At 36.5% G+C, this 21,252-nt stretch carries 22 protein-coding genes and 1 pseudogene; 13 read left to right on the plus strand and 10 right to left on the minus strand.

The window, feature by feature from the left end; all coding sequences use genetic code 11:
- Positions 1-168 precede the first annotated feature (168 nt).
- Positions 169-777 (plus strand): methyltransferase, encoded by a 609-nt coding sequence (locus BQ6100_RS02425; RefSeq protein WP_075980219.1) that lies wholly within the window; start codon positions 169-171, stop codon positions 775-777.
- Between the two features lie 68 nt (positions 778-845).
- Here the strand turns inward: BQ6100_RS02425 and BQ6100_RS02430 are convergent, their stop codons facing one another.
- From BQ6100_RS02430 to BQ6100_RS02445, 4 genes are all read right to left on the minus strand, one after another.
- The gene (locus tag BQ6100_RS02430) at positions 846-1,445 is read right to left on the minus strand and encodes a hypothetical protein (RefSeq protein ID WP_075980220.1); all 600 of its coding nucleotides are present in this window, start codon (positions 1,443-1,445) and stop codon (positions 846-848) included.
- A gap of 12 nt (positions 1,446-1,457) precedes the next feature.
- A complete protein-coding gene (locus tag BQ6100_RS21900) occupies positions 1,458-2,246 on the minus strand; it encodes a J domain-containing protein (protein WP_075980221.1) in 789 nt (262 codons plus the stop codon).
- A 5-nt stretch (positions 2,247-2,251) separates the two neighbouring features.
- The gene (locus BQ6100_RS02440) at positions 2,252-3,127 is read right to left on the minus strand and encodes a DUF5685 family protein (protein ID WP_159433121.1); all 876 of its coding nucleotides are present in this window, start codon (positions 3,125-3,127) and stop codon (positions 2,252-2,254) included.
- Positions 3,128-3,584: 457 nt separating this feature from the next.
- Entirely contained in the window at positions 3,585-4,343 is a 759-nt protein-coding gene (locus BQ6100_RS02445) for an AAA family ATPase (RefSeq protein ID WP_097677895.1), read from the minus strand.
- A 380-nt stretch (positions 4,344-4,723) separates the two neighbouring features.
- On the opposite strand from BQ6100_RS02445, the gene BQ6100_RS02450 reads away from it, so the two are divergent.
- Positions 4,724-5,011, plus strand: coding sequence for a formate/nitrite transporter family protein (locus BQ6100_RS02450; RefSeq protein ID WP_075980223.1), 288 nt, complete (start codon positions 4,724-4,726; stop codon positions 5,009-5,011).
- 106 nt (positions 5,012-5,117) lie between these two features.
- Here BQ6100_RS02450 and BQ6100_RS02455 read toward each other — a convergent pair whose 3' ends face one another.
- Complete coding sequence (locus BQ6100_RS02455; protein ID WP_075979894.1) at positions 5,118-6,362, minus strand: ISL3 family transposase; 1,245 nt, start codon at positions 6,360-6,362, stop codon at positions 5,118-5,120.
- Between the two features lie 89 nt (positions 6,363-6,451).
- On the opposite strand from BQ6100_RS02455, the pseudogene BQ6100_RS02460 reads away from it, so the two are divergent.
- The 5 genes and pseudogenes from BQ6100_RS02460 to BQ6100_RS02480 form a co-directional block, all read left to right on the plus strand.
- Positions 6,452-7,066: pseudogene (locus BQ6100_RS02460) on the plus strand (formate/nitrite transporter family protein); the annotation flags it as partial.
- Positions 7,066-7,425, plus strand: coding sequence for a DUF3147 family protein (locus BQ6100_RS02465; RefSeq protein ID WP_075980224.1), 360 nt, complete (start codon positions 7,066-7,068; stop codon positions 7,423-7,425). The pseudogene BQ6100_RS02460 and the gene BQ6100_RS02465, both read left to right, overlap by 1 nt.
- Positions 7,426-7,446: 21 nt before the next feature.
- Complete coding sequence (locus tag BQ6100_RS02470; RefSeq protein WP_075980225.1) at positions 7,447-7,833, plus strand: DUF3147 family protein; 387 nt, start codon at positions 7,447-7,449, stop codon at positions 7,831-7,833.
- A 209-nt stretch (positions 7,834-8,042) separates the two neighbouring features.
- The gene (locus BQ6100_RS02475) at positions 8,043-8,810 is read left to right on the plus strand and encodes a MerR family transcriptional regulator (RefSeq protein WP_075980226.1); all 768 of its coding nucleotides are present in this window, start codon (positions 8,043-8,045) and stop codon (positions 8,808-8,810) included.
- A 180-nt stretch (positions 8,811-8,990) separates the two neighbouring features.
- Entirely contained in the window at positions 8,991-10,199 is a 1,209-nt protein-coding gene (locus BQ6100_RS02480) for an SGNH/GDSL hydrolase family protein (protein ID WP_075980227.1), read from the plus strand.
- A 26-nt stretch (positions 10,200-10,225) separates the two neighbouring features.
- Here the strand turns inward: BQ6100_RS02480 and BQ6100_RS02485 are convergent, their stop codons facing one another.
- Positions 10,226-10,951, minus strand: coding sequence for a class I SAM-dependent methyltransferase (locus BQ6100_RS02485; protein ID WP_235816473.1), 726 nt, complete (start codon positions 10,949-10,951; stop codon positions 10,226-10,228).
- A 148-nt stretch (positions 10,952-11,099) separates the two neighbouring features.
- On the opposite strand from BQ6100_RS02485, the gene BQ6100_RS02490 reads away from it, so the two are divergent.
- The 5 genes from BQ6100_RS02490 to BQ6100_RS02510 all read left to right on the plus strand — a co-directional run bounded on the left by BQ6100_RS02490 (position 11,100) and on the right by BQ6100_RS02510 (position 15,701).
- Entirely contained in the window at positions 11,100-12,257 is a 1,158-nt protein-coding gene (locus BQ6100_RS02490) for an ABC transporter substrate-binding protein (RefSeq protein WP_075983404.1), read from the plus strand.
- 129 nt (positions 12,258-12,386) lie between these two features.
- On the plus strand, positions 12,387-13,271 hold the full coding sequence (locus BQ6100_RS02495; protein WP_075980228.1) for a branched-chain amino acid ABC transporter permease: 885 nt from the start codon (positions 12,387-12,389) through the stop codon (positions 13,269-13,271).
- Between the two features lie 4 nt (positions 13,272-13,275).
- Positions 13,276-14,253, plus strand: coding sequence for a branched-chain amino acid ABC transporter permease (locus BQ6100_RS02500; protein ID WP_075980229.1), 978 nt, complete (start codon positions 13,276-13,278; stop codon positions 14,251-14,253).
- The gene (locus BQ6100_RS02505) at positions 14,225-14,998 is read left to right on the plus strand and encodes an ABC transporter ATP-binding protein (protein WP_075980230.1); all 774 of its coding nucleotides are present in this window, start codon (positions 14,225-14,227) and stop codon (positions 14,996-14,998) included. Before BQ6100_RS02500 ends, BQ6100_RS02505 begins: the two co-directional genes overlap by 29 nt.
- A complete protein-coding gene (locus tag BQ6100_RS02510; RefSeq protein WP_075980231.1) occupies positions 14,991-15,701 on the plus strand; it encodes an ABC transporter ATP-binding protein in 711 nt (236 codons plus the stop codon). Before BQ6100_RS02505 ends, BQ6100_RS02510 begins: the two co-directional genes overlap by 8 nt.
- Positions 15,702-15,840: 139 nt before the next feature.
- Here BQ6100_RS02510 and BQ6100_RS02515 read toward each other — a convergent pair whose 3' ends face one another.
- Both BQ6100_RS02515 and BQ6100_RS02520 read right to left on the minus strand, forming a co-directional pair.
- On the minus strand, positions 15,841-16,473 hold the full coding sequence (locus tag BQ6100_RS02515; RefSeq protein ID WP_075980232.1) for an SdpI family protein: 633 nt from the start codon (positions 16,471-16,473) through the stop codon (positions 15,841-15,843).
- 448 nt (positions 16,474-16,921) lie between these two features.
- Positions 16,922-17,338, minus strand: coding sequence for an Hsp20/alpha crystallin family protein (locus BQ6100_RS02520; protein ID WP_075980233.1), 417 nt, complete (start codon positions 17,336-17,338; stop codon positions 16,922-16,924).
- Positions 17,339-17,620: 282 nt separating this feature from the next.
- Between BQ6100_RS02520 and BQ6100_RS02525 the strand changes: the two genes are divergently transcribed.
- Entirely contained in the window at positions 17,621-18,181 is a 561-nt protein-coding gene (locus BQ6100_RS02525) for a phosphatase PAP2 family protein (RefSeq protein ID WP_097677896.1), read from the plus strand.
- Positions 18,182-18,264: 83 nt separating this feature from the next.
- Here the strand turns inward: BQ6100_RS02525 and adhE are convergent, their stop codons facing one another.
- Both adhE and BQ6100_RS02535 read right to left on the minus strand, forming a co-directional pair.
- Positions 18,265-20,868 carry a bifunctional acetaldehyde-CoA/alcohol dehydrogenase gene (adhE, locus tag BQ6100_RS02530; RefSeq protein ID WP_075980234.1) on the minus strand — a complete coding sequence of 868 codons (2,604 nt, stop codon included), beginning with the start codon at positions 20,866-20,868 and terminating at the stop codon, positions 18,265-18,267.
- Positions 20,869-20,989: 121 nt separating this feature from the next.
- A complete protein-coding gene (locus BQ6100_RS02535) occupies positions 20,990-21,217 on the minus strand; it encodes a hypothetical protein (protein ID WP_075980235.1) in 228 nt (75 codons plus the stop codon).
- Positions 21,218-21,252: the final 35 nt, after the last annotated feature.

The raw sequence follows: 21,252 nt of genomic DNA on the forward strand, positions 1-21,252 counted from the left end.
CTATATAACTACTTCTATATTGATTTTTAAAACCCTTTTTCTTTTTGGTAGGCTTCATTAGACATAATAATTCGAGTTTGAAGGTGGTGATGTTTCTCCTTTCTTTCAATAGGAAAAAACTATATGATAATAGTTGATTTCAGACTTACGATGGGGTAGGGATTCAGGATGAGTGAACAATATTATGATGATTTAATGAACATAAAAACAGGAGAAAGCCAGAAGGGATTCGTTCAATCAATTCATTATTATCGCTATGAGCCAACCCCTTATCAGGCGCTCGAGGAATTATTTAAACGTTATCAATTGGAGAGTAGTGATTATATTGTTGATTTTGGATGTGGAAAAGGAAGATTAATTTTTTTTATTAATTATTTATTCCATGCCAATGTGGTAGGAATTGAAATGAATAAGGATTTATATAAGGAAGCATTGGAAAATCGAAAAAGTTATCTGAAAAAGTTTAGAATAAGTGAGGAGAAAATCCAGTTTTATTGTGGGATTGCTGAAAATTATGAAATAAGTCCCTTTGATAATCGATTTTATTTTTTTAATCCTTTTTCTATCCCAATTTTTATGAATATCGTGAATCATATATTAAACTCGGTGGAGAAGTATAATCGTGACATTGAGTTAATCCTATATTATTGTTCGGATGATTATATCTTTTTTCTTGAAAATCAAACTGCATTTGAGTTAAAAGAGGAAATTACTCTACCTGGATTATTTGATCATAATCCTTATGAAAGGTTTTTAATTTATCGCTTGAGCAATTGATCCAACTTGATAAGTTATACATTCCTTAATTAAGCATTGATCCCTTTAATAGATGAAGGGTTCAATGCTTAATTTACATTTCTATTCTCCAAGGGCTTTCTATACCGAACAAGTAGAGTGTATATGATAATAAATAGGAGAAAAAGGAGAATGGCAGTTAGTACAGAGTATTTCACCACCATCCTTCCAAAAAAAATACCCAATAAATAAAAGGTTAGGATATAAATATTATTTCCAATGAATAAGAAAGCCAGGTTCCTTTTATTCCACCCCTCCTTGTATCCCATGAAAAACGGCAGAAACTTCCCGATAAATGGAATGAATTTACCGAATAAATAAAATAAGATTGCTTCCCTTTTAAGTAGACTCCGCCCAAAATAAAGGATCTTTTTCTCCAAAGATGAAATAATCGAGGGAGATTTATAAGCTAGATTCTGAAATTGTTGATCTCTCTTTCTAAAATAGGTGCCAAAAACGAGAAGAACAGCGTCAACTAAGAGGAGAGAAGCATTCATTACTAAAAAGAGCGATATGATTCTCACAGTTCCTGTAAAATTAAACATACCAACTGTAACAATAGGAATGGACACTCCATTATGGTCGAGTAATGCAGATATAAAAATAACCCAGTAAATATTGTCACTAATAACTTTTGCAATGTCAGACAAGAAGAGATCCTCCTAGCAACAATCAAATATACATTCTAACAATGCGCAAATTCCACAAGCCCCGACGGCTGCATCGCTCCTACTTACATATTGATTGCCAGCATTCATGGCCTGTTTCCTCTGACTTAGCATTTCATTGTTGGGATCTATTCTCTCGAGTCTTTCCCAATAATGATTTCCCATTGTATGATTTCCAACTGAATCATAGCACCATGCTAAATGAGCGATTGCATTTGGAATATCCCCTTCCATGCTAATGACTCTTTCAATAATTGGAATGGCTTCATTAAATCTTCCAAGCTCCATGTAGCAAATAGAAAAATTCCACAAATCACCGGGATGTGGATTCCAATGATTCACCTCAGCTGCTTTATAGTTTGTAACAGCTGCTTGGAATTGTTGAAGTTCTAAATGAGCGTTTGCCTTATACACATATAGCATCGGTTCTGAATCATTATAGCCTAATGCTTGATTACAAAGGTCTATTGTTTTGCCCCATAATCGGTTATTCGTACTAGCGATTATTTGATCTATTAATGAATCATAGTAGGTTGAATTGGATGAGGTTTGTTCTGAACGGTTAGAAGAATAATTAGTACCACCAGTATCTCCCTTCATTAGCTGTTCGTAGGCCTCGTGTATTTCTTTAAATTTTTCCTCGGCCAAGGAGCCAAGAGGATTCCCGACATGTTTATCCGGATGATACATTTGAGCAAGCTGTCTATACTTTTTTTTGATTTCTTCCTTAGAAGCACCGGGATTCAATCCTAATATTTCGTAATAGTCTTTGGCTGTTTTCATTTGTTTCACCCTAAATGTTTTTGTTTGATGGCATGAAATTGTGTCAAGATGGAATCATTTAAAATATTGTCTAGAAGACTTTGATGATGACTGTTTATGCTGTAGTTCTTAATAATCTCGAGGGATTTAAAAATTTTCATACTTACATAGTTAACGATTTGCTCTGGATTTTGATAAATGGAACTCAAAATATTAAAGTAACCATTTTTCATATCTTTTTTATAATCCTCTAAAGCATCCAAATAATACATAATGGCACAGGAATGATAAGCAAGAGCTTTATAGGAGTCATCCACCCCTAGGTGCTGCACGATTAGCTCGGAATAGAAGGTGCAGACTGGAGCAATGATTTGATCAGGTGTGCATTCGTTATCATGCTCTTCAAGTAGCATCTGTTGTAGATGTTGGATCTCGTCTTGTGAAATTTGCAGCTTATTGGCGCTTTCTTCAAGGGTTTTATGAAAGAACCTTTTAAAGCTTTTCTGTTTGATTCTATTGCTTTTTCCATCCGTAACAGAATTTAGGAAAGCCGTATAGACGGTAAATACAGAAAGATCAGCTAAAGCCTTGGATTCGTGCATATCCTCAAGAACATGTACTTTTTTTAACGGGAACATGACACAACCTGCCTTTATGGCATCTGCTCGACCAAATTTCCTTTTCCAACTGTTGGTACAAAGCAATAAAAATAAAAGGTCATGTTGAATAAACATCGTACTGGTATATCCGTATTGCTTTTTTATGGTATGGCAGAGAGTGCAGTACATGTTCTGATAAGCTTCTTTATCTTCCTGTGATAGTTTCGATGTTAAGGGTTTAAAATATCCAAGCATTGTTTGAAATGTTCCTCCATACATAGGTGAAATTCTGGGAATATTCATATCATGCGCAGTTATGATTAATAGATAACCATTTGTTTCATTTAAGGTAAGTAAGTTTTCAAGTTGAAAACCCTTTAACATGTACGAATTTAGAGTTAGCTATAATAGTAGTGGCATCTGAAAGGGATGCTGTTTTCAGGGGTAGTGCTTAACGGACACACAATCCATTAAATCAATAAAAACACTAGAAAAAACATATCTAACCGTTCGAGGTTCAGCTGTAAGTCGAGAAATGAAGGAATATAGGTTGAAAATTAGTGGAATGGGAGTTTGAAAAATCAGAAATGGCCTATGTACAAACCAAATTAACGAATGCAGAATAAGCCTGTCAGGGGACCACACCAGGACAGGCTATAAAGAGAACAGAACGAATAGTCGTTTATTATACGTCAAAGTCAAGGAATATTCAGCATTACTCCACTAAAAAATGCTTTCTTAAATTGGGAATTAAATGGCATTAATCAATTTCCTTGAGTAAATGATAAAGAAGTCGATCCTTGTCTTCGAAAAATTGTTTCATGATGTTGTAATGATTAGTTTCTTCTAATGTTTTTTCCTGAATGCCATTCTCTGTTAACTCATAAATGGTTGCTTGTGGATAGGCCATGACAATAGGGGAGTGAGTGGCAATAATAAATTGTGAGTTTTCACTAACTAGCTCATGAATCCTAGAAATCATTGATAATTGCCTCAATGGAGAAAGGGCTGCTTCCGGTTCGTCTAAAATGTACAAGCCATTACCATTGAATCGATTCATAAATGCTGCAAAGAATGACTCTCCATGGGACTGCTCATGAAGAGAGACTCCACCAAAGGAATCAATGATTCTCCCTCCACCACCAGGCTCTTTGTCCAATTCCTCAATATTAGTGGCTAGGTTATAAAAGGTTTCAGCGCGAAGAAAGAAACCGTCCTTCGGCTTTTCAATCCCTTTAATAAGCTTGATATATTGCTCAAGTGGCGAATGAGAATCAAAGGTTGAAAAGTTAAAATTGAAGGTTCCTCCCTCAGAGTTAAAGCCAAATGCAATAGCAATCGCTTCAAGTAATGTAGATTTCCCCATCCCATTTTCCCCAACAATATAGGTAACCTTTGGGTCAAAGGAAAGCCCAGTCATGTCCTTGATGCATGGCAGGTTAAATGGGTAGCGTTGGAAGGATGGGATATCTCCCCTCTTAAGTTCAATCCTTCTTATGTATTGCTGGAGTTCAATCATTTAATCACCCCCTAAATAATTATCTCTTTTGTTTAGGATAGCAAAAAGTCTTAAAGAAAACGAAAGAATCATCCCAAAAACAAGAAAAACTTGTTTCCCTACTTGAATGGAGTCATGTCATTTTGGATGCCTCGAACCTAATCATACTTCTAACAGAATTCATTAACTATATCACTGTGTCCATATCAAACAGGGAATTTCCTTTATATTATCAAATTGAGTTAATGAAAACGCTTCGAAAACCTTAAAGAAATGTTCACAGGGGTTGGAAAGAAAATGGGTTAAAATGAACGTATATTATTTTTGTGAAATAGTTCACAACTAAGAAGCATTCTAAGGATTACAATATTAAAGAATGTTTTTGAAAGGATTTGGTCAACATGTCATTTTACAAACCAGAACAAATCGTTGATGTAACGATTAAAAATGGGATAAAGAAAACGAGTTATCCTGCATTAACTACATTAATACTAGGATTCCAAGCGGGAGCATTTATCGCATTAGGATTTTTGCTATATATTCGTGTAACAGCCCCTTTAACAGGTGATGTAGCAGGTATCAGTAGTTTCCTTGGAGCATCTCTATTCCCAATCGGTCTTATTCTTACTTTAGGCTCTTCGCCATTTAGTGTTGGTAAAGAAGAAAACATCCCTAGAGTCAGAGGATAAGCTCCTTCTCAACTCTAATAGTTTTCCATTTTACCGGATGGCAGTCAAGGAAAGCACTTGACAGCCCTCCGGTAAAATGGAGCTTGGTCTGTAAGTTGAGAAGGACCTACCCTTGCTTATGTGGTTCTACCCGAATCATTAGCTTATTAGCTGTTGCGTAGATCATCGCAATAAAGTTTTTGGTTGTCCTATATCCTCTTGCTTTGCGCTTTGCAGCTTGAACCAGACTGTTAATACCTTCAAGTAGGCCATTAGTCATTTTAGAAACGAACCATCTCAAAATACCCGGCTCATGTCTTTTTAGTGTCTGTGCTACTTTTACCATAGGTTCTAATTGAGATCGAATTGCCCAGTTATACCATTCCTGAAAATAAAATGGCGCAAATAGCTTGGACTTGGTCCATAGGTCTTGAAGGGAAAGTTTCATCCGGTAAGCTCTAGCTGTTTTTAAGTTAGTGTCTTTTAGTTTTAAAACTTTTTCTTGTTGCTCCTGATTTAGGTTTTGCTGATTCTTTAGCCATAAATATCGAGTCGTTTTCAGGCCTGGTTCTCCACTTTGTTCCGTTCGTCTTACTTGGTCCAGAGCCTCATTGACTAGTTTCATCACATGAAATTTATCGAAGGTTATATGGGCCTTAGGAAACTCTGTTTCAACGCCTTTTTTAAAGGCTGGAGACATGTCACTACAGACTTCTTCAATGTTTTCCGGGTCAATCCCATTATCTTTCAAAAAGGTCGAGAACACCTTTAGAACATTGGCATCTTTTCCTTCCGTGGCAAATAAAACACGTTTGGTATCAACATCCACAAACAAGGTAACGTATTCATGACCGCGCCGGCTGGATGTTTCGTCAATGGCAATACGTTTTACGTTAGTTATATCCAATTCTTTCATAGCTTTATCAACATAATAATGAAAGACACGCCATAACCGGGTGTCATGCTCGCCTACTTTTCGAGCTACAGCTGCCACTGGCATTTCTTTCATAAGTTGCATAACTTCAGATTCAAAGAACCATGTAAAACCAGCACCAGGACGAGACCACTCTACATGTACGGTACGGATTTTTTTACAAAGGTCACACTTCGTTCTAGGAAGTCTTGCGTGAAGGATAGTCTGATATTGCCAGAAATCCAAGTGCCTCCATGTACGGTCATCATCTAAAATATCGTGGACTTTGGCATGTGGATGGCCACAGTGAGAACAGACAAATTCTGCACCACGTTTAAAATCTAAATAAATATCGAGAATAAGTTCCTTTGAATTCAATTCATAATCAACAACATACCAAGGATCTTCAATATTTAAAGCCTTTTGAAACACACTATATTCTTGATTAAAATCTTCCATTTGGACCACCCCAGATAATAATATTTCAAACTATTATCCATTATGGTCAGGTCTAGGAATCTTTAAACCAATACTGTTTAGCGAGGAAGCTTACTTTAATTGCTGGTGGAGAACTACTTACAGGAAATATGATGGTGGTTCCACTCGCTCGCTTGGCTAATAAAATTGAAACGAAGAAAATTTTTCAAAACTGGTTTTTGGTTACGATAAGCAATTTTGTCGGTGCCATCTTTGTTGCTTACTTTTTTGGTCATGTCGTAGGGCTTACAGAAACAGGAGTTTTCTTAGAAAAAACTGTGAGTATTGCAGAGCATAAGTTAGAAGAATCCTTCTTCCAAGCATTCATTTCTGGGATTGGATGTAACTGGCTTGTAGCCGCGGCTGTTTGGCTTTCCTATGGATCTGAAGATATGATGGGAAAAATTGCAGGTATTTGGTTCCCAACTATGGCATTCGTAGCTATCGGTTTCCAGCATATTGTCGCTAATATGTTTATTATTCCAGCGGCCATTTTTGCAGGCCATTTCACTTGGATGGAGTATTTAAGCAATTTTGTACCAGTATATTTAGGAAATGCCGTTGGTGGCGGGTTGTTCATTGCAACAGCCTACTGGTTTGCATACAAGAAGAAAGAATATACGGTTATTGATGGAGCTAAATCAACTCAACATCCTGAAGCAGTGGTAAATCGGGGTGGAATGTAATGGCTGAGCTCTCCATCAGTGCCTTACTGATTCGCTTTTTATTAGGAGGATCTGCCGTATTAGGGTCGACTCTCATTGCTAGAACATTAGGTGAGAGAGCTGGAGGTATATTCGCAGCATTTCCGGCTGTATATTTAGCAGCCTTATTAACAGCTGGTCTGGATTTTAAGGGGGCTGAGTTAATCTCTCATTCTATATTGTTATCAAAAGGAGCCATTATCGGAATGGGGATTAATATACTAGTTGCCATTGCAGCAGGGTATCTCCTTCCAAAACAGGGCTGGAAGCTGGGATTAATTCAGGCTATTGTTTGTTGGTTTGTCGTTTCAATGGTCGTTGCTTTTGTCACATCTAATTAATGAAGGAACAGGTGATTTGTTTTGAATAAACAAGATTTACTGATTCGCTTTTTATTAGGCGGGACAGCTGTCATGCTTAGCTATATTGTGACTGTCATTTCCCCATGGAAGCTTTTAGCTGGAATCTTTGCCGCATTCCCGGCTGTAATGCTCACAGCTGTTTTAATGGTAGGTATAGCATCAGGATCAAAAAAAGCAGCAAAAATTGCAAATGGTTCCGTATACGGTATGATTGGCGGAGTTGTTTGTGTAGCAACTGTACTACTTGTGTTGAAGGTGACTAACAATTGGATTTTCAGCATTGTCTTAGGTCTTTTTCTATGGCTAGGCAGTTCCATCCTTATTTCTGTTTTAAGAGAGCGCGTAAAAGGCTTCAATTTTAGGAGAGCAAGTAATCAGGAGTTATAGGATTCACTATATAATTATTTATGTCTACATACCTTTTTGTGTAAATGATACAAATTTCAGATTAAATTAATCTGTTCATATAGATGAATCATTCAAAAAACGATTGGTGGGAACCAATCGTTTTTTTGATATTCAATATATTTTTTGGAAATCCTATTGACCTTAACGTTGCGTAAAGGTGTATCGTTTGGAATAGAGGAGGTAATCACATGGAATACACTGTGCAGAAGCTTGGGGCTATGGCAGGAATTAGCACAAGAACTTTAAGATATTATGATGAAATTGGAATTCTAAAACCCGCAAGAATTAATTCATCTGGATATCGAATCTATGGGCAAGCAGAGGTTGATCGACTTCAGCAAATTTTGTTTTATAGAGAGTTAGGAGTCCGTTTAGATCAAATTAAAGAACTTATTACATCCAATTCTTTTGATGGAGTAGCTGCACTTAGAGATCATCGTGAAAAACTCCTTGAAAAGCGAAAACAGCTGGACCTATTAATTAATAACGTCAATAAAACCATTGACTCAATGGAAGGGAGAATGAAAATGTCAAACAAGGAAAAATTTGAAGGCTTTAAGAAAAAGCTGATTGAGGATAATGAGAAAAAATATGGAAAAGAAATTCGTGAAAAGTACGGAGAAGAGACCGTTAATCAATCGAATGCAAAAATGATGAACATGACAGAAGAACAATATGAAAAAATGACCAAGCTAGGAGAAGAGGTAAACACTATTTTAGCTGAAGCCTTAAAAACCGGTGATCCTGGAAGTGACCTTGCACAAAGGGCAGCCGAGCTCCATAAGCAATGGCTCACCTTTACGTGGAGTGAATACAGCAAGGAGGCACATGCAGGTCTCGCTCAAATGTATGTTGATGATGAAAGATTTAAAGCCTATTATGATAAAATTCAACCAGGTGCAGCTGAGTTTCTGCGGGATGCTATACACATTTATACTGGTATGAAAGGGCGATAATAAATAGAAGATGGAGTGGGGTTAAAAAGCCCCAAAAGGTATTATACACCTTCACATACGATGGGGGCAGTCCCAAAATAAAGGTCTTGTAGCCTTTATGGGACTGCCCCAACTTTTTTTTCTATTTTTTAAAAGAAGTTTCGTGTATGATGTAATTATCAAATTTAGAGAGGAAAATATATGAAAAAGATTGTAAAACTATGTGTTCTCATCATTCTGTCAATGCTAGTCATTTCCATAGGGGCGAATGTAGGTTATGCACAAGTCCCTCAATTAACAAATGTTAGTTTAAATGATTCAGAGATAATAAATGTTGAGGACGGGAATAGAGAGTCATTCCAGTTACATAATCCAGATCAAGTATTGGAACAAACAGTTTTAAATCCATTTGTCTCTCAGACTAACATCAAGATACTAGGTGATAGCATTACTGCAGGATTGAGGACAACAGGATATAAATTAACGAATAAGGAAATAGGTAATACTGGATTCTTTGAGGTTAGTCCAAGCTCTCATTCTTGGGCAAATATGTTAAAGCAATATTTAGAAACAGAATTTAATACTCCCCAATACATAAATGCATTTGACTCTCGAATAAAGGCCAATACCCAAAAATATGTAACGAAGGTTTCCAATGCAATTGCAGGAGATGAAGTTGCCTATACAAAGGGTGAATCATCTTGGACATTTACATATACAGGAACAAATGCCTCACTTTATTTTACAAAACATCCTTATGGAGCTGTCATTGACTTGTATGTTGATGGTAAAAAAACTGGAACGTATGATTTGTACAGCAAAATAAAGGAGAACCAATATGAAGTTAGAATTAAACAACCATATAAATTACATCATGTTGAAATAAAGGTAAAGGGTAAAAATAAGAGGTCTTCTGGGAAAAACGTAATCTTTGAAGCTGTTAAAGTTGATAAAAAAGTAAGTGTAACCAATTGGGGAGTAAGTGGGAGAGATTCAAATTGGATTATTTCTCATATGAATGAACTAATCGAACCAACGGATGATATTGTTATCATTCAGATCGGTACAAATGACAGAAGACATTTGGCTACACCAGAGGATTTTAAGCAAAATTTAAGAACCATCCTAAATAAAAACATTCAAGATGGGCGAGAAGTGATATTATTATCTGCTAACCCGGTCATTGAAATACCTAAGCGAAACTTTACAATGTATGATGTTGATCAAGCAATTTCTGAAATTGCTCTAGAATATGGAATTACATACATAAGTAATTATCAGGAGATTTATAAGTATAAAAATACATATGGGATCCTTTTTACCTCCTGGCTCGCTGATAGAGTTCATCCAAGCGATAGGGGCCAAAGATTTCTATTAAACAATGTCCTAGCTCATTTAAAACTAAATTAAAATTTCCAAAAAAAGGGAGGTGCCTGTCACCTCCCTTTTCCATAAAGAACGACGAAACTATATGATTTGTAAATAACATCAACATCGGTAAAGCCAGCTTCTTTAAGCCATAGGAGCTGGTTTTCTAGTGTTGCCATTTTATCAAGCTTTGTACGTTCATATGCCGCTTGCAATTCTTCCTTAGTTAATCCACTACTATTAATCTTATTTTTCCAATCATTTTTATACAGTGAATCTAAAAAGGGTGTTGAACCGAGAACTTGGTCAGCGTTAATAAAAATCCCATCACGATTAAGTATGGAATATACTTTTTGATACAGTTTTCGTTTTTCTTCATCAGTTAAGTGATGAATTGACAGGGAGGAAATGACGAAATCAAATTTATGAGTGAATTCGTACTTTGTATAATCAGCTATGATGTATTCTATCTGATCATCCATCTTAAAACGTTCCCTTGCGATATCAATCATATTTTCTGAGAGATCGATTAACGAAATTTTTGCCTTTGGAAATTTTTCTTTAACAAAGGAAGATAGAATACCCGTTCCTGCACCAATATCTAACACAGTAGGAGCCTCGATTTTTGACTCTAGTAATGAAATGGGTATGGAATAAAAGTCATCGAAGCAAGGAATTAGTTTTTGTCTTTGTTCATCATATTGTGAAGCGTGGTGATTAAATACCTGTTGTACATCTATTTTCACTTTTTCCATTTCATTCACCTCTTGATAAATTAAAAGATCATTTTTCATCCTATTGCCTCGTTTGAAGCAATTAATACCTTAATTATATTTTAAAAATTCTAAAAAGTATTTACATTTTTGGTATTTTATAATTTAATAATATATAGTTTTGAAAATTTGGACATTTCAAACAATATTAGGAGGTCAACAAATGGGGATGAAAACTAATTTTAAGAGAATTCTTCAATTCTCAGCTTTGTCAAGTTTACTAGTTTTATCTGCATGTGGGGGAGAAGAAAAAACATCAGGTGAAAAAGATAGTAAAGGTGACGGAGGAAAAGTTACTGCTGACATCGGTGTTGTTTCATTTATCAGTGGTTCTGGAGCAGCATATGGGGAAGCAATAACAAGTGGATTAAAGCTAGCCCAAGAAGAAATCAATGCTAAGGGTGAGGTGAAAATCAACCTTGTTATTGAAGATTCTGCTGGTGAACAGGACCAAGCATTGTCAGCAGCACAAAAATTGATGAACTCTAAAAATGTAACAGCAATTATTGGACCAACTTTAAGTACTGAGATGAATGTTGTAGGACCGGAAGCTGATTTGAATGGAGTACCAATTATGGGTACCTCAACTACAGCTCAAGGAATACCTCAAATCGGTGATTATGTATTCCGTAACTCTATTCCTGAATCATTAGCGATTCCTGCTTCTATAAAAAAAGCAGTTGAAAAATATAATGTGAAAAAAGTCGCTATCCTTTATGGAAATGATGATGTGTTTACAAAATCAGGTTATGACACAATGAAACAGGCCGCTAAAGATATGGGGCTTGAAGTGTTAACAACAGAAACATTCCAAAAAGGTCAATCTGACTATAATGCTCAATTAACAAAAATTAAAGGATTAAAACCTGAGCTTATCTTATGTTCTGCTCTTTATAATGAAGGTGCAGTTATTATGGACCAAGCCCGCAAAATGGGAATAGATGTACCATTTGTTGGAGGTAACGGATTTAATTCTCCTGAGGTTATTAAAATTGCAGGTGATGCATCTAATGGCTTGATTGTTGCTACTCCTTGGTATGCAGAAAAAGAGGATGCAAAGGTTCAAGAATTTGTAAGTACTTTTGAAGAAAAGTATGGCAAAAAGCCTGACCAATTTGCAGCTCAAGCATATGATGCCCTTTACCTAATGGCAGATGCATTGAAGAGAGCAGGGGAAAATGACCGCGATGCCCTTCGCGATGCTTTAGCAGAAACAAAAGATTTTAATGGAATCTTAGGAAATATCTCTTTCGATAAGGATGGAGATGTTGTCATGGATCCTACTGTTCTAGAAATTAAAGATGGTAAGTTCCAAATTTTTGAATAAAAATGCGATCAATGAAGGCTCTGTTAATGAGTGTTGTTTTCTGAACTGCTCCCTTTCACTTTGAAAGGGGGCAGATTCAAACAATATCGTTATCAGGGTTTTTTAATAAAATGGAGGGTGTGATGCATCATGTTTATTGAACAGTTAATTAATGGAATCACTCTTGGTAGCATTTACGCGATTGTTGCTCTCGGATTTACGCTTGTTTTCGGGGTTTTAGGAATCATTAACATGGCACACGGCGAAATTTTCATGTTCGGTGCTTTTATTGGTGTCCTTGTTACAAGCACGTTCGGTGCACCGTTATGGCTCGCGTTTCTTGCTGCCATCATAATTACAGCTTTTATGGGGTACTTATTAGAAGCCATTGCTTTGCGACCGCTTCGTCATAAGCAAGGGGTTTCCCATTTAGCGCCACTAATCAGTACGATAGGGGTGTCTATTTTTCTAGAAAACTTATCGCATCATTTATTTGGGCCGGGAAATCACCCATTCCGTACGCCATTTGCTGATATACATTTTGAAATCGGATCAATTACCGTTTATGTTGTTCAGATTGTCATCTTTGTTATTGCAGTAATATTGATGGTTGCTCTTTCAACATGGTTAGGGAAAACAAAGGCGGGAAAAGCATTAAGGGCAACGGCAGAAAATCTTGAAACTGCAAGTATCCTTGGAGTGGATACGAAGAAAATAATCACACTAACGGTTATTATGGCCTCTGCCATGGGTGGAATTGCAGGAATTCTTGTTGGTATGGCATTTAACTCTGTCACACCTCAAATGGGATTGTCAATCGGTCTAAAGGGGCTTGCGATTATTATTCTTGGTGGTATGGGTAGTGTAAAAGGGGCAATGGCAGGAGGGCTTATCCTTGGATTAGCTGAAACATTCATTGTTGTTTACGGTGATTCAGGATATAGAGATGCAATTGCATTTATAGCCATTATTGTCATTCTACTAATTAGGCCACAAGGGCTTTTTGGACAGAAAATATCAGAGGTAAGAAGGTGAACCAATGCTAGCAGACTTAATCAATCCATATTACTTACAGGTAGGTTCCTTCGTCCTTATTAATATAATCCTTGGAGTTAGCATTTATATTACTCTTTCAACTGGGCAATTATCGCTGGCTGGGGCTGGGTTTATGGGGATTGGTGCCTATACATCCGCTTTACTAACTATTCATTTTGATTTACCTATTTATGTAGGAATTCTGGCAGGTGCCTTATTGTCAGGAATAATTGGCATAATTGTAGGAATCCCTACATTAAGGTTACAGGGTGTCTATCTTGCTATCGTCACACTCGGTCTCGGGGAAGTCATTCGGGTATTATTTATCAATTGGGAGCCTCTAACAAAAGGATCCGTCGGTTTATCTGGAATTCCGCATCTAGGTCGTGAAATTCTAAAACTAGTGAAGGAAATGGGATTTAATCCAACCGATTTTGGTTTGCAGAACAATCAATTTATTTTTCTAACAATATTTGTGCTGTTACTCCTTATAACGATTATTGTCATTTGGTTCTTCCGCAGACAAAATCGCTCTCGAGTTGGTCGTGCATTCTCTGCTATTAAACTGGATGAGCAAGCGGCAGAAGCAATGGGAATTAATATTACTTACTTTAAAGTACTAGCTTTTGCACAAGGGGCCTTACTAGCAGGTTTTGCAGGTGCGTTGTTTGCACATATGTTAGGCTATATAAGCCCAGCTGATTTCTCTTACCATCGTGCAGTGGATATCTTGATATTTGCTGTATTCGGAGGAAGCGAGGTCATTTGGGGGCCTGTCCTTGGGGCATTTTTCTTAACATTGATGCCAGAGGTATTAAGATTTATTAGTGAATACCGTTATATGATCTATGGTGCCATGATTATCATTTTAATGGCCGTACGTCCACAGGGTCTTATTGACGTTTACCTGCTCCATTGGCTTAAGAGGAAAACAACGAAAAGGGGGCAAAAACATGGTACTTCAAATCAAAAAAGCATGTAAAAATTTTGGTGGGCTCAGCGCACTAACAGATGTCTCTTTTTCGATAAATAAGGGTGAAATATTTGGACTTATTGGCCCTAACGGTGCTGGGAAAACAACAATGTTTAATTTAATTACATCCATTTTTCCACTTACGTCGGGTGAAATACTTCTATCAAACGAGAAAATAAGTGATCTAAAGCCTTATCTAATTACGAAAAAGGGAATATGTCGGACCTTCCAAAATATCCGTCTTTTTCATCAAATGACTACGATTGAAAATGTCATGGTAGGAGAGCATTGTAGAGGGAAGGCAGGCGTGTTCAGTAGTGTCTTTCGCACAAAAACTCAACGCCAGGAAGAAGCAAGATGTAGAGGAAATGCGGCTGACTTACTTGAATTTGTTGGACTGTCTGGCTATGAGGAGGTAACCTCAGAAAATTTATCCTATGGACAACAAAGAAGGTTAGAGATTGCTAGAGCGATGGCAAGTAATCCACAAGTTCTCTTATTAGATGAGCCCGCTGCAGGGATGAATGAAACGGAAACTAGTGAATTGTTCGAGCTTATCAAAAAAATCCAAGCCCGTGGCATTACGGTTCTTTTGATTGAACATGATATGCCACTTGTTATGAATCTATGTGACCGGATTGCTGTTTTGAATTTTGGTAGAAAAATTGCTGAAGGCACGCCGGAGGAAATTCAAAACAATCCTGAAGTTATTGAGGCCTACCTCGGTAAAGAGGAGGATGAAGTGAATGCTTAAAGTATCTGGTATTGCCACGTTTTATGGAAAAATTCAAGTGTTAAAAAATATTAGCCTGCATGTAGAGGAAGGAAGCATTGTCACCATCCTTGGTGCAAATGGTGCTGGTAAAACAACAACGATGAAAACATTAGCAGGACTACTAAAGCCACAGGCAGGTAAAATAGAATTTTTGGGCAGTGACGTCACAGGACTTAGACCCGATCAACTTTTACGCAAGGGGTTGGCACTTGTTCCAGAGGGGCGCCAAATTTTATCTGGAATGACGGTTATGGAAAATCTAGAAATGGGTGCTTATCACCGCAAGGATAAAGAAGTCCATCCTGATATTGAAGCTGTTATGGAACGCTTTCCAATTCTAAAAGAGAGAGAAAAGCAGCTTGGTGGGACTCTTTCCGGTGGCCAGCAGCAAATGCTAGCCATTGCAAGAGCTATTCTAAGCCGTCCAAAATTATTATTATTGGATGAGCCATCAATGGGGCTTGCCCCACTAGTTGTAGCAGATATTTTTAAAATCATCAAAGAAATCAAGGCATCAGGGACAACAGTTTTACTCGTTGAACAAAATGCCCGACAAGCCTTAAAGATATCTGATTATGGTTATGTTCTTGAGACTGGAAAAATAGTTGCTGAAGGAAATGCGCAGGATTTATTAAATAATCCACGTATTATGGAGGCCTACCTAGGTCGAAAATCTAGTTAATAGAAATTTCTCCTTCAAATAGAATGAAAGTGAGTTTCTAAAATATTCGAATTTAGAATTCAGTAGTGATTAAATGAGGCCGGATGAAGCTTTTTTAGCTTCCATCCGGCTTTTACAATTTACTTATTAAATAAATAGTCTAAACTTGTTTTTTATAAAACCAGTAAGAATAGCCTACTGGTAATAATAGAATAATAATCACACCTGGCATAATATAGGTTTCTGATATTGCTTTAGGTAGGAAGATGGAACACATAAAGATAATTCCACTAAGAATAAATATTTTCCCACCAAAATGATGAGTTTTCTTCCAATTTGTTTCATCATTCAACGTCCAAGGTGTTTTAATTCCCATAAAATAGTTAGGCTTAATCTGGGGAAGAAAAAAGCCTATGATAATTAATAAGGCCCCAAGAATAATTCTTATGATAATGGAAATGTTGAGGTCATATCCTAATCCAGAGCTAATTGTTAATATATTAATAGCAAAAGCGACTAGGAATAAAGCAATATTAATAATCATGTATGCTCTTGAAAATAGTTTATAGTTTTCCTTTTTTGGGTCAATTTTTGGAATAAAAAATAGAACGACATAAACTAGAACCATTAATCCTACTGAGATTAACATGGCGGTTAATTTAGAGGAATAGTCATCAACTTCACCACTTGCCCCCCAGTGTGTCGGTAGATTTTCAGGTAATTTAGAGTAAAAAGTGAGCCACAAAATAATTGTTGCAATAATCATGAATAAGGGAAAAATATGCTTCCTCATTTCCACACTCCTCCAAAAGACTTTTCATAATGTTGTTTGTAAATTTGGACCTTTAAGAAATCTATTAATTAAAGGCATTTATTATGTATCCCGCCTTAACGGGCTGTTAGACCCCCACCTCAGGATTCTGTGCATGCAAAGAAGATAGGTGGGGATCAACTGCCCGTAAAGGTCCGATTAGTTCAACTAACCATCAGTGGGGGGAAGTCGACTAAATACCCCACGTCCTGGGCAACGTTGACACAAGCAAAGCACATCCTGTGAGCCGAAAAACCCCCAATGATGGAAGTTTCACTTTATCTAAACATTAGTATGCTTTCTTCTATTTGTAAAGGAGCAATGACAACAAAAAGGGTATGAGTAATTTTCAGTGGTTTTCAAGCTGAAATTTACTCATACCCTTTGCGATTAGTTAATACACTCCTATTTTCTATATCGTCAACAGAATTTAATTAATGGTAATGGATTGTCGTGTTGGAATTGTTGGGTTCTTTTTCTGTAAAGTAATCTTTAGAACACCATCTTCATATTTTGCGCTGGAAGTGGATTTAATGACTTCAACAGGTAAAGGAATAGTACGTTCTACTTTACCAAATGTGCGTTCCCGCATAAAGAAGTTTTCATTTTTTTCTTCTTTATCTTCATTTCGGGTAGCAAGAATGGTTAATGAGTAGTCATCCAATTCCACTTTAATTTCTTCTTTTTTAAAACCAGGTAAGTCAGCTTCAATGCAGATTAATTTTTCAGTCTCCTTGACATCAACATTGAAAGCCGTATTGAAAAACCATGGTTTTTCGAAGAATTCTTCTAATTCCTGACCTCGTTTACTCCAATTTTTAGGTAGCAAATCATGAAAAGCTGACATAGAAACCAACCCCCTAAATAAATTAATTTGTTTTCCTAACTTTAAGTTTAACAGTTTAGGTAAGGTTTTTTTGGGAGAAAATAGTTTGTTCATATATTTTTTAGATAAGTTTGACAAATTTAATAATTTAGAATAAACCCTTCCGATTTTCACAAAGAATTAACACTTAAGTGCTATAATTATTAGTAAGTACACAATTATTTTAGATGAGTTTTAATCAATCCATGATACAATCAGGAAATATCAGGTCTGATGGAAAACCAATATAAAGGGGAGCAGATCATGATGAGATTGTTGCATAATTATTATGAATTTGAACGAAGAATATTTAAAAGGGTTAATCGTCATTTTGATAAAAAGAATATGAACCGTTTTTTTCGGATGATTACACATATGGGCGGGGCCACTTTTACAATAGGGGTTGTGGTATTATTCATTCTTTTTTCCTCCAACGAAGTGAGGGAGATTGCTATATATAGTGCATTATCTCTGGCTCTAAGCCATCTTCCTGTTCAAATACTAAAAAAGCTTTATCCTCGAAAAAGACCCTATTTAATGGTTGAAGATACAAAATTCCATTCCAATCCTTTAAAAGATCATTCATTTCCTTCAGGACATACAACAGCAGCTTTTTCAGTCATTCTTCCGTTTATTATTTATATGCCGAGTCTTTGCTTCATCTTATTGCCCTTAGGCACACTCATAGGGGTATCAAGAATCTATCTAGGTTTACATTACCCTTCTGATGTCCTTGCAGGAGCATTTCTTGGTACATGCTCGGGGATTCTAGTATATATATTATTCAGCCCTATGCAAGGAGCCTTTCTCGTGTCAGGGTTTTGAAAGTTTTGTGATAAGTGAATATTAAAAAAAGGTGCCAAGCACCACTACTTCAGTGGATGTCTAGCACCTTTTGAATGACTGTATTATATTCCTTTGTATGCTTGGCGTAAGATTTCCGCTAATTCAGATACTAAAGGTAATTTAGGGTTAGCTGTAGTACATTGGTCTTCGAATGCTTTATCAGCTAGGAAGTCAACCTTCTTCTCGAATTCTGCCTTTTTCACGCCGTTTGCTTCAATACTCATTGGGATGTTAAGTTCTTTAGCAAGCTTATTGACTGCTTTAACAAGACTTTCTACACCCTCTTCAGTTGTGTTAGCTTTTAATCCAAGAGTTTTTGCAATTTCAGCGTATCTTTGGTCAGCGATGAAATGCTCATATTTAGGGAATGCAACAAATTTCTTAGGTTTTGTAGCATTATAACGAATAACATGTGGTAATAGAATCGCATTCGCACGACCATGTGCAATATGGAATTCTGAACCAAGCTTGTGCGCTAAGCTATGGTTGATACCTAAGAATGCATTGGCAAATGCCATACCTGCTAAAGATGATGCGTTATGCATTTTTTCACGGGCTACTGCGTCACTTCCATCACGGTAAGCTCTTGGAAGGTATTCAAATACAAGCTGGATGGCCTTCATAGCTAAACCATCTGTAAAGTCATTGGCCATACAAGAAACATAAGCTTCGATAGCATGTGTTAATACGTCCATACCAGTATCAGCTGTAATTCCTTTTGGTACAGTCATAACGAATTGTGGATCAATGATCGCCACGTCTGGAGTTAATTCATAATCAGCTAATGGGTATTTAATTTTCTCTTCATTATCTGTGATAACAGTAAATGGTGTTACTTCAGAACCAGTACCAGAAGTTGTTGGAATCGCAACAAATTTCGCTTTGTTTCCAAGCTCGTTATACTTAACTAAACGTTTTCTGATATCTAAGAATTTTTGCTTCAAACCATGGAATTCAGTATCTGGATGTTCATAGTATAACCACATACCTTTGGCAGCGTCCATTGCGGATCCTCCACCAAGAGCAATGATGACATCTGGTTGGAACTCAGCCATCAAATGTGCACCTTTTCTAACTGTTTTTGTTGATGGATCTGGCTCAACATCAGAGAAAATTTCACAGTGTACATAATCAGGACGTTTTCTTAAGTAGTAAAGAATCTTATCAACATATCCTAATTTCACCATACCAGGGTCTGTTACAATGATTGCTCTAGAGATATTAGGCATTTTTGATAAATATTGTACAGAATTCTTTTCAAAATAAATTTTAGGTGGAAGTTTGAACCATTGCATATTTACGTTCCTTTTCGCAACTTTTTTAATGTTAACTAGGTGAACTGCACCAACGTTTGTAGAAACAGAGTTTCCTCCGTAAGTTCCACAACCTAGGGTTAATGATGGCATATAAGCATTGTAGATATCACCAATTGCACCTTGAGAAGAAGGAGCGTTAACGATGATTCTTCCTGCCTTCATACGAATACCATATTCTTTGATGACCTCTTCATTCGTTGTATGAATTACTGCGGAGTGTCCAAGGCCACCAAATTCAAGCATTTCTTCTGCAAGGGTCATACCTTCATCTGTGTTGTTAGCCTTTAAGCAAGCAAGAACTGGGCTAAGTTTTTCTCTAGAAAGTGGTTCTTGAGGTCCAACACTCTTAATTTCAGCAACTAAGATTTTTGTTCCTTCAGGTACATATACGCCAGCTAATTTTGCAATTTCAAATGCAGGCATACCAACGATTTGTGGGTTTACTGCACAAGATTGTTCATTAATAACAAGTTTTTCAACCTTGTGTTTTTCTTCTTCATTTAAGAAATAAACATTGTTAGAGATTAATTCATTTTTTACTTCATTATATATTTCTTTGTCAACGATGATTGCTTGTTCAGATGCACAAATCATACCGTTATCGAAAGTTTTTGATAAAATTAAGTCATTTACAGAACGTTTAATGTTTGCTGTTTTTTCAAAGTAACAAGGAACGTTACCAGGTCCAACACCTAGAGCTGGTTTACCAGAGCTATAAGCAGATTTAACCATTCCAGATCCACCAGTTGCTAGAATCATAGAGATATTATCATGATTCATAAGTGTTTGAGTAGCTTGTACAGATGGAGTTTCAATCCATTGGATACAGTTTTCAGGAGCACCAGCCTTGATAGCTGCATCTCTTAGAATTCTTGCTGCTTCACTACTTGATTTTTGTGCAGATGGGTGGAATGCGAAAATAATTGGGTTTCTAGTTTTAATTGAGATTATTGCTTTAAACATTGTTGTTGAAGTTGGGTTAGTAACAGGTGTTACCCCTGCGATAACTCCAACTGGTTCTGCAATCTCAATCATGCCTTCATGTTCATTTTCACTAATGATACCAACAGTTTTATCATACTTGATGTTGTGGTAAACATACTCTGTTGCGAACATGTTTTTGATGATTTTATCTTCGTAAACGCCTCTTTTTGTCTCTTCATGTGCTAGCTTTGCTAAATACATGTGCTGATCAAGTCCAGCTAGAGCCATTTCCTTGACGATGTTATCAATTGTGTCTTGGTCAAAATTGCGGAATTCATGTAACGCTTTTCTGCCTTTTCCAACAAGATCATCAATCATTTTTGTTACAGTTTCTTTTTCATTTAATGCTTTTTCAGTTACTGCCATGATACACCCTCCATTTATAGAATTTGTGAAATATTTCACAAATAATAATAAAAAATATATTGAAATTAAGTTGAAAACTTAGTTGTTAAATCTCTTGATGTCCTTAACATAATTGCTTTGATTAGTCACAATATGGATTTCTAGGAATCTTTTCAAAAGAGATATCAGTAAATAGCTTTGAATTCTTTTGTACAATAATCACATAATTTACTGTCCAGATGTAAACAGGAATATCTTCGCCTTCCCGGAACATCATTGCTTCAAATTCATCACCAACAGTTTCTTCAAATAATTCTTTCGTATACGTTTCAGAATCTGTAGAGAATGTTTTCCATTCGCAGATGATCATTTCTTATCACTCCTTTGTTCCTTTCTGGTTATAAG

It is taken from the genome of Bacillus massilinigeriensis (genome assembly GCF_900117315.1).
Lineage (GTDB): Bacteria > Bacillota > Bacilli > Bacillales > Cytobacillaceae > Bacillus_BE > Bacillus_BE massilionigeriensis.

Bases quoted from the DNA above. Each gene is read 5' to 3' on its own strand.
- BQ6100_RS02425 (WP_075980219.1), top strand. From the start codon at position 169: ATGAGTGAACAATATTATGATGATTTAATGAACATAAAAACAGGAGAA.
- BQ6100_RS21900 (WP_075980221.1), bottom strand. From the start codon at position 2,246: ATGAAAACAGCCAAAGACTATTACGAAATATTAGGATTGAATCCCGGT.
- BQ6100_RS02440 (WP_159433121.1), bottom strand. From the start codon at position 3,127: ATGAATATTCCCAGAATTTCACCTATGTATGGAGGAACATTTCAAACA.
- BQ6100_RS02445 (WP_097677895.1), bottom strand. From the start codon at position 4,343: ATGATTGAACTCCAGCAATACATAAGAAGGATTGAACTTAAGAGGGGA.
- BQ6100_RS02450 (WP_075980223.1), top strand. From the start codon at position 4,724: ATGTCATTTTACAAACCAGAACAAATCGTTGATGTAACGATTAAAAAT.
- BQ6100_RS02455 (WP_075979894.1), bottom strand. From the start codon at position 6,362: ATGGAAGATTTTAATCAAGAATATAGTGTGTTTCAAAAGGCTTTAAAT.
- BQ6100_RS02465 (WP_075980224.1), top strand. From the start codon at position 7,066: ATGGCTGAGCTCTCCATCAGTGCCTTACTGATTCGCTTTTTATTAGGA.
- BQ6100_RS02475 (WP_075980226.1), top strand. From the start codon at position 8,043: ATGGAATACACTGTGCAGAAGCTTGGGGCTATGGCAGGAATTAGCACA.
- BQ6100_RS02480 (WP_075980227.1), top strand. From the start codon at position 8,991: ATGAAAAAGATTGTAAAACTATGTGTTCTCATCATTCTGTCAATGCTA.
- BQ6100_RS02485 (WP_235816473.1), bottom strand. From the start codon at position 10,951: ATGAAAAATGATCTTTTAATTTATCAAGAGGTGAATGAAATGGAAAAA.
- BQ6100_RS02490 (WP_075983404.1), top strand. From the start codon at position 11,100: ATGAAAACTAATTTTAAGAGAATTCTTCAATTCTCAGCTTTGTCAAGT.
- BQ6100_RS02495 (WP_075980228.1), top strand. From the start codon at position 12,387: ATGTTTATTGAACAGTTAATTAATGGAATCACTCTTGGTAGCATTTAC.
- BQ6100_RS02500 (WP_075980229.1), top strand. From the start codon at position 13,276: ATGCTAGCAGACTTAATCAATCCATATTACTTACAGGTAGGTTCCTTC.
- BQ6100_RS02505 (WP_075980230.1), top strand. From the start codon at position 14,225: ATGGTACTTCAAATCAAAAAAGCATGTAAAAATTTTGGTGGGCTCAGC.
- BQ6100_RS02510 (WP_075980231.1), top strand. From the start codon at position 14,991: ATGCTTAAAGTATCTGGTATTGCCACGTTTTATGGAAAAATTCAAGTG.
- BQ6100_RS02515 (WP_075980232.1), bottom strand. From the start codon at position 16,473: ATGAGGAAGCATATTTTTCCCTTATTCATGATTATTGCAACAATTATT.
- BQ6100_RS02520 (WP_075980233.1), bottom strand. From the start codon at position 17,338: ATGTCAGCTTTTCATGATTTGCTACCTAAAAATTGGAGTAAACGAGGT.
- BQ6100_RS02525 (WP_097677896.1), top strand. From the start codon at position 17,621: ATGATGAGATTGTTGCATAATTATTATGAATTTGAACGAAGAATATTT.
- adhE (WP_075980234.1), bottom strand. From the start codon at position 20,868: ATGGCAGTAACTGAAAAAGCATTAAATGAAAAAGAAACTGTAACAAAA.
- BQ6100_RS02535 (WP_075980235.1), bottom strand. From the start codon at position 21,217: ATGATCATCTGCGAATGGAAAACATTCTCTACAGATTCTGAAACGTAT.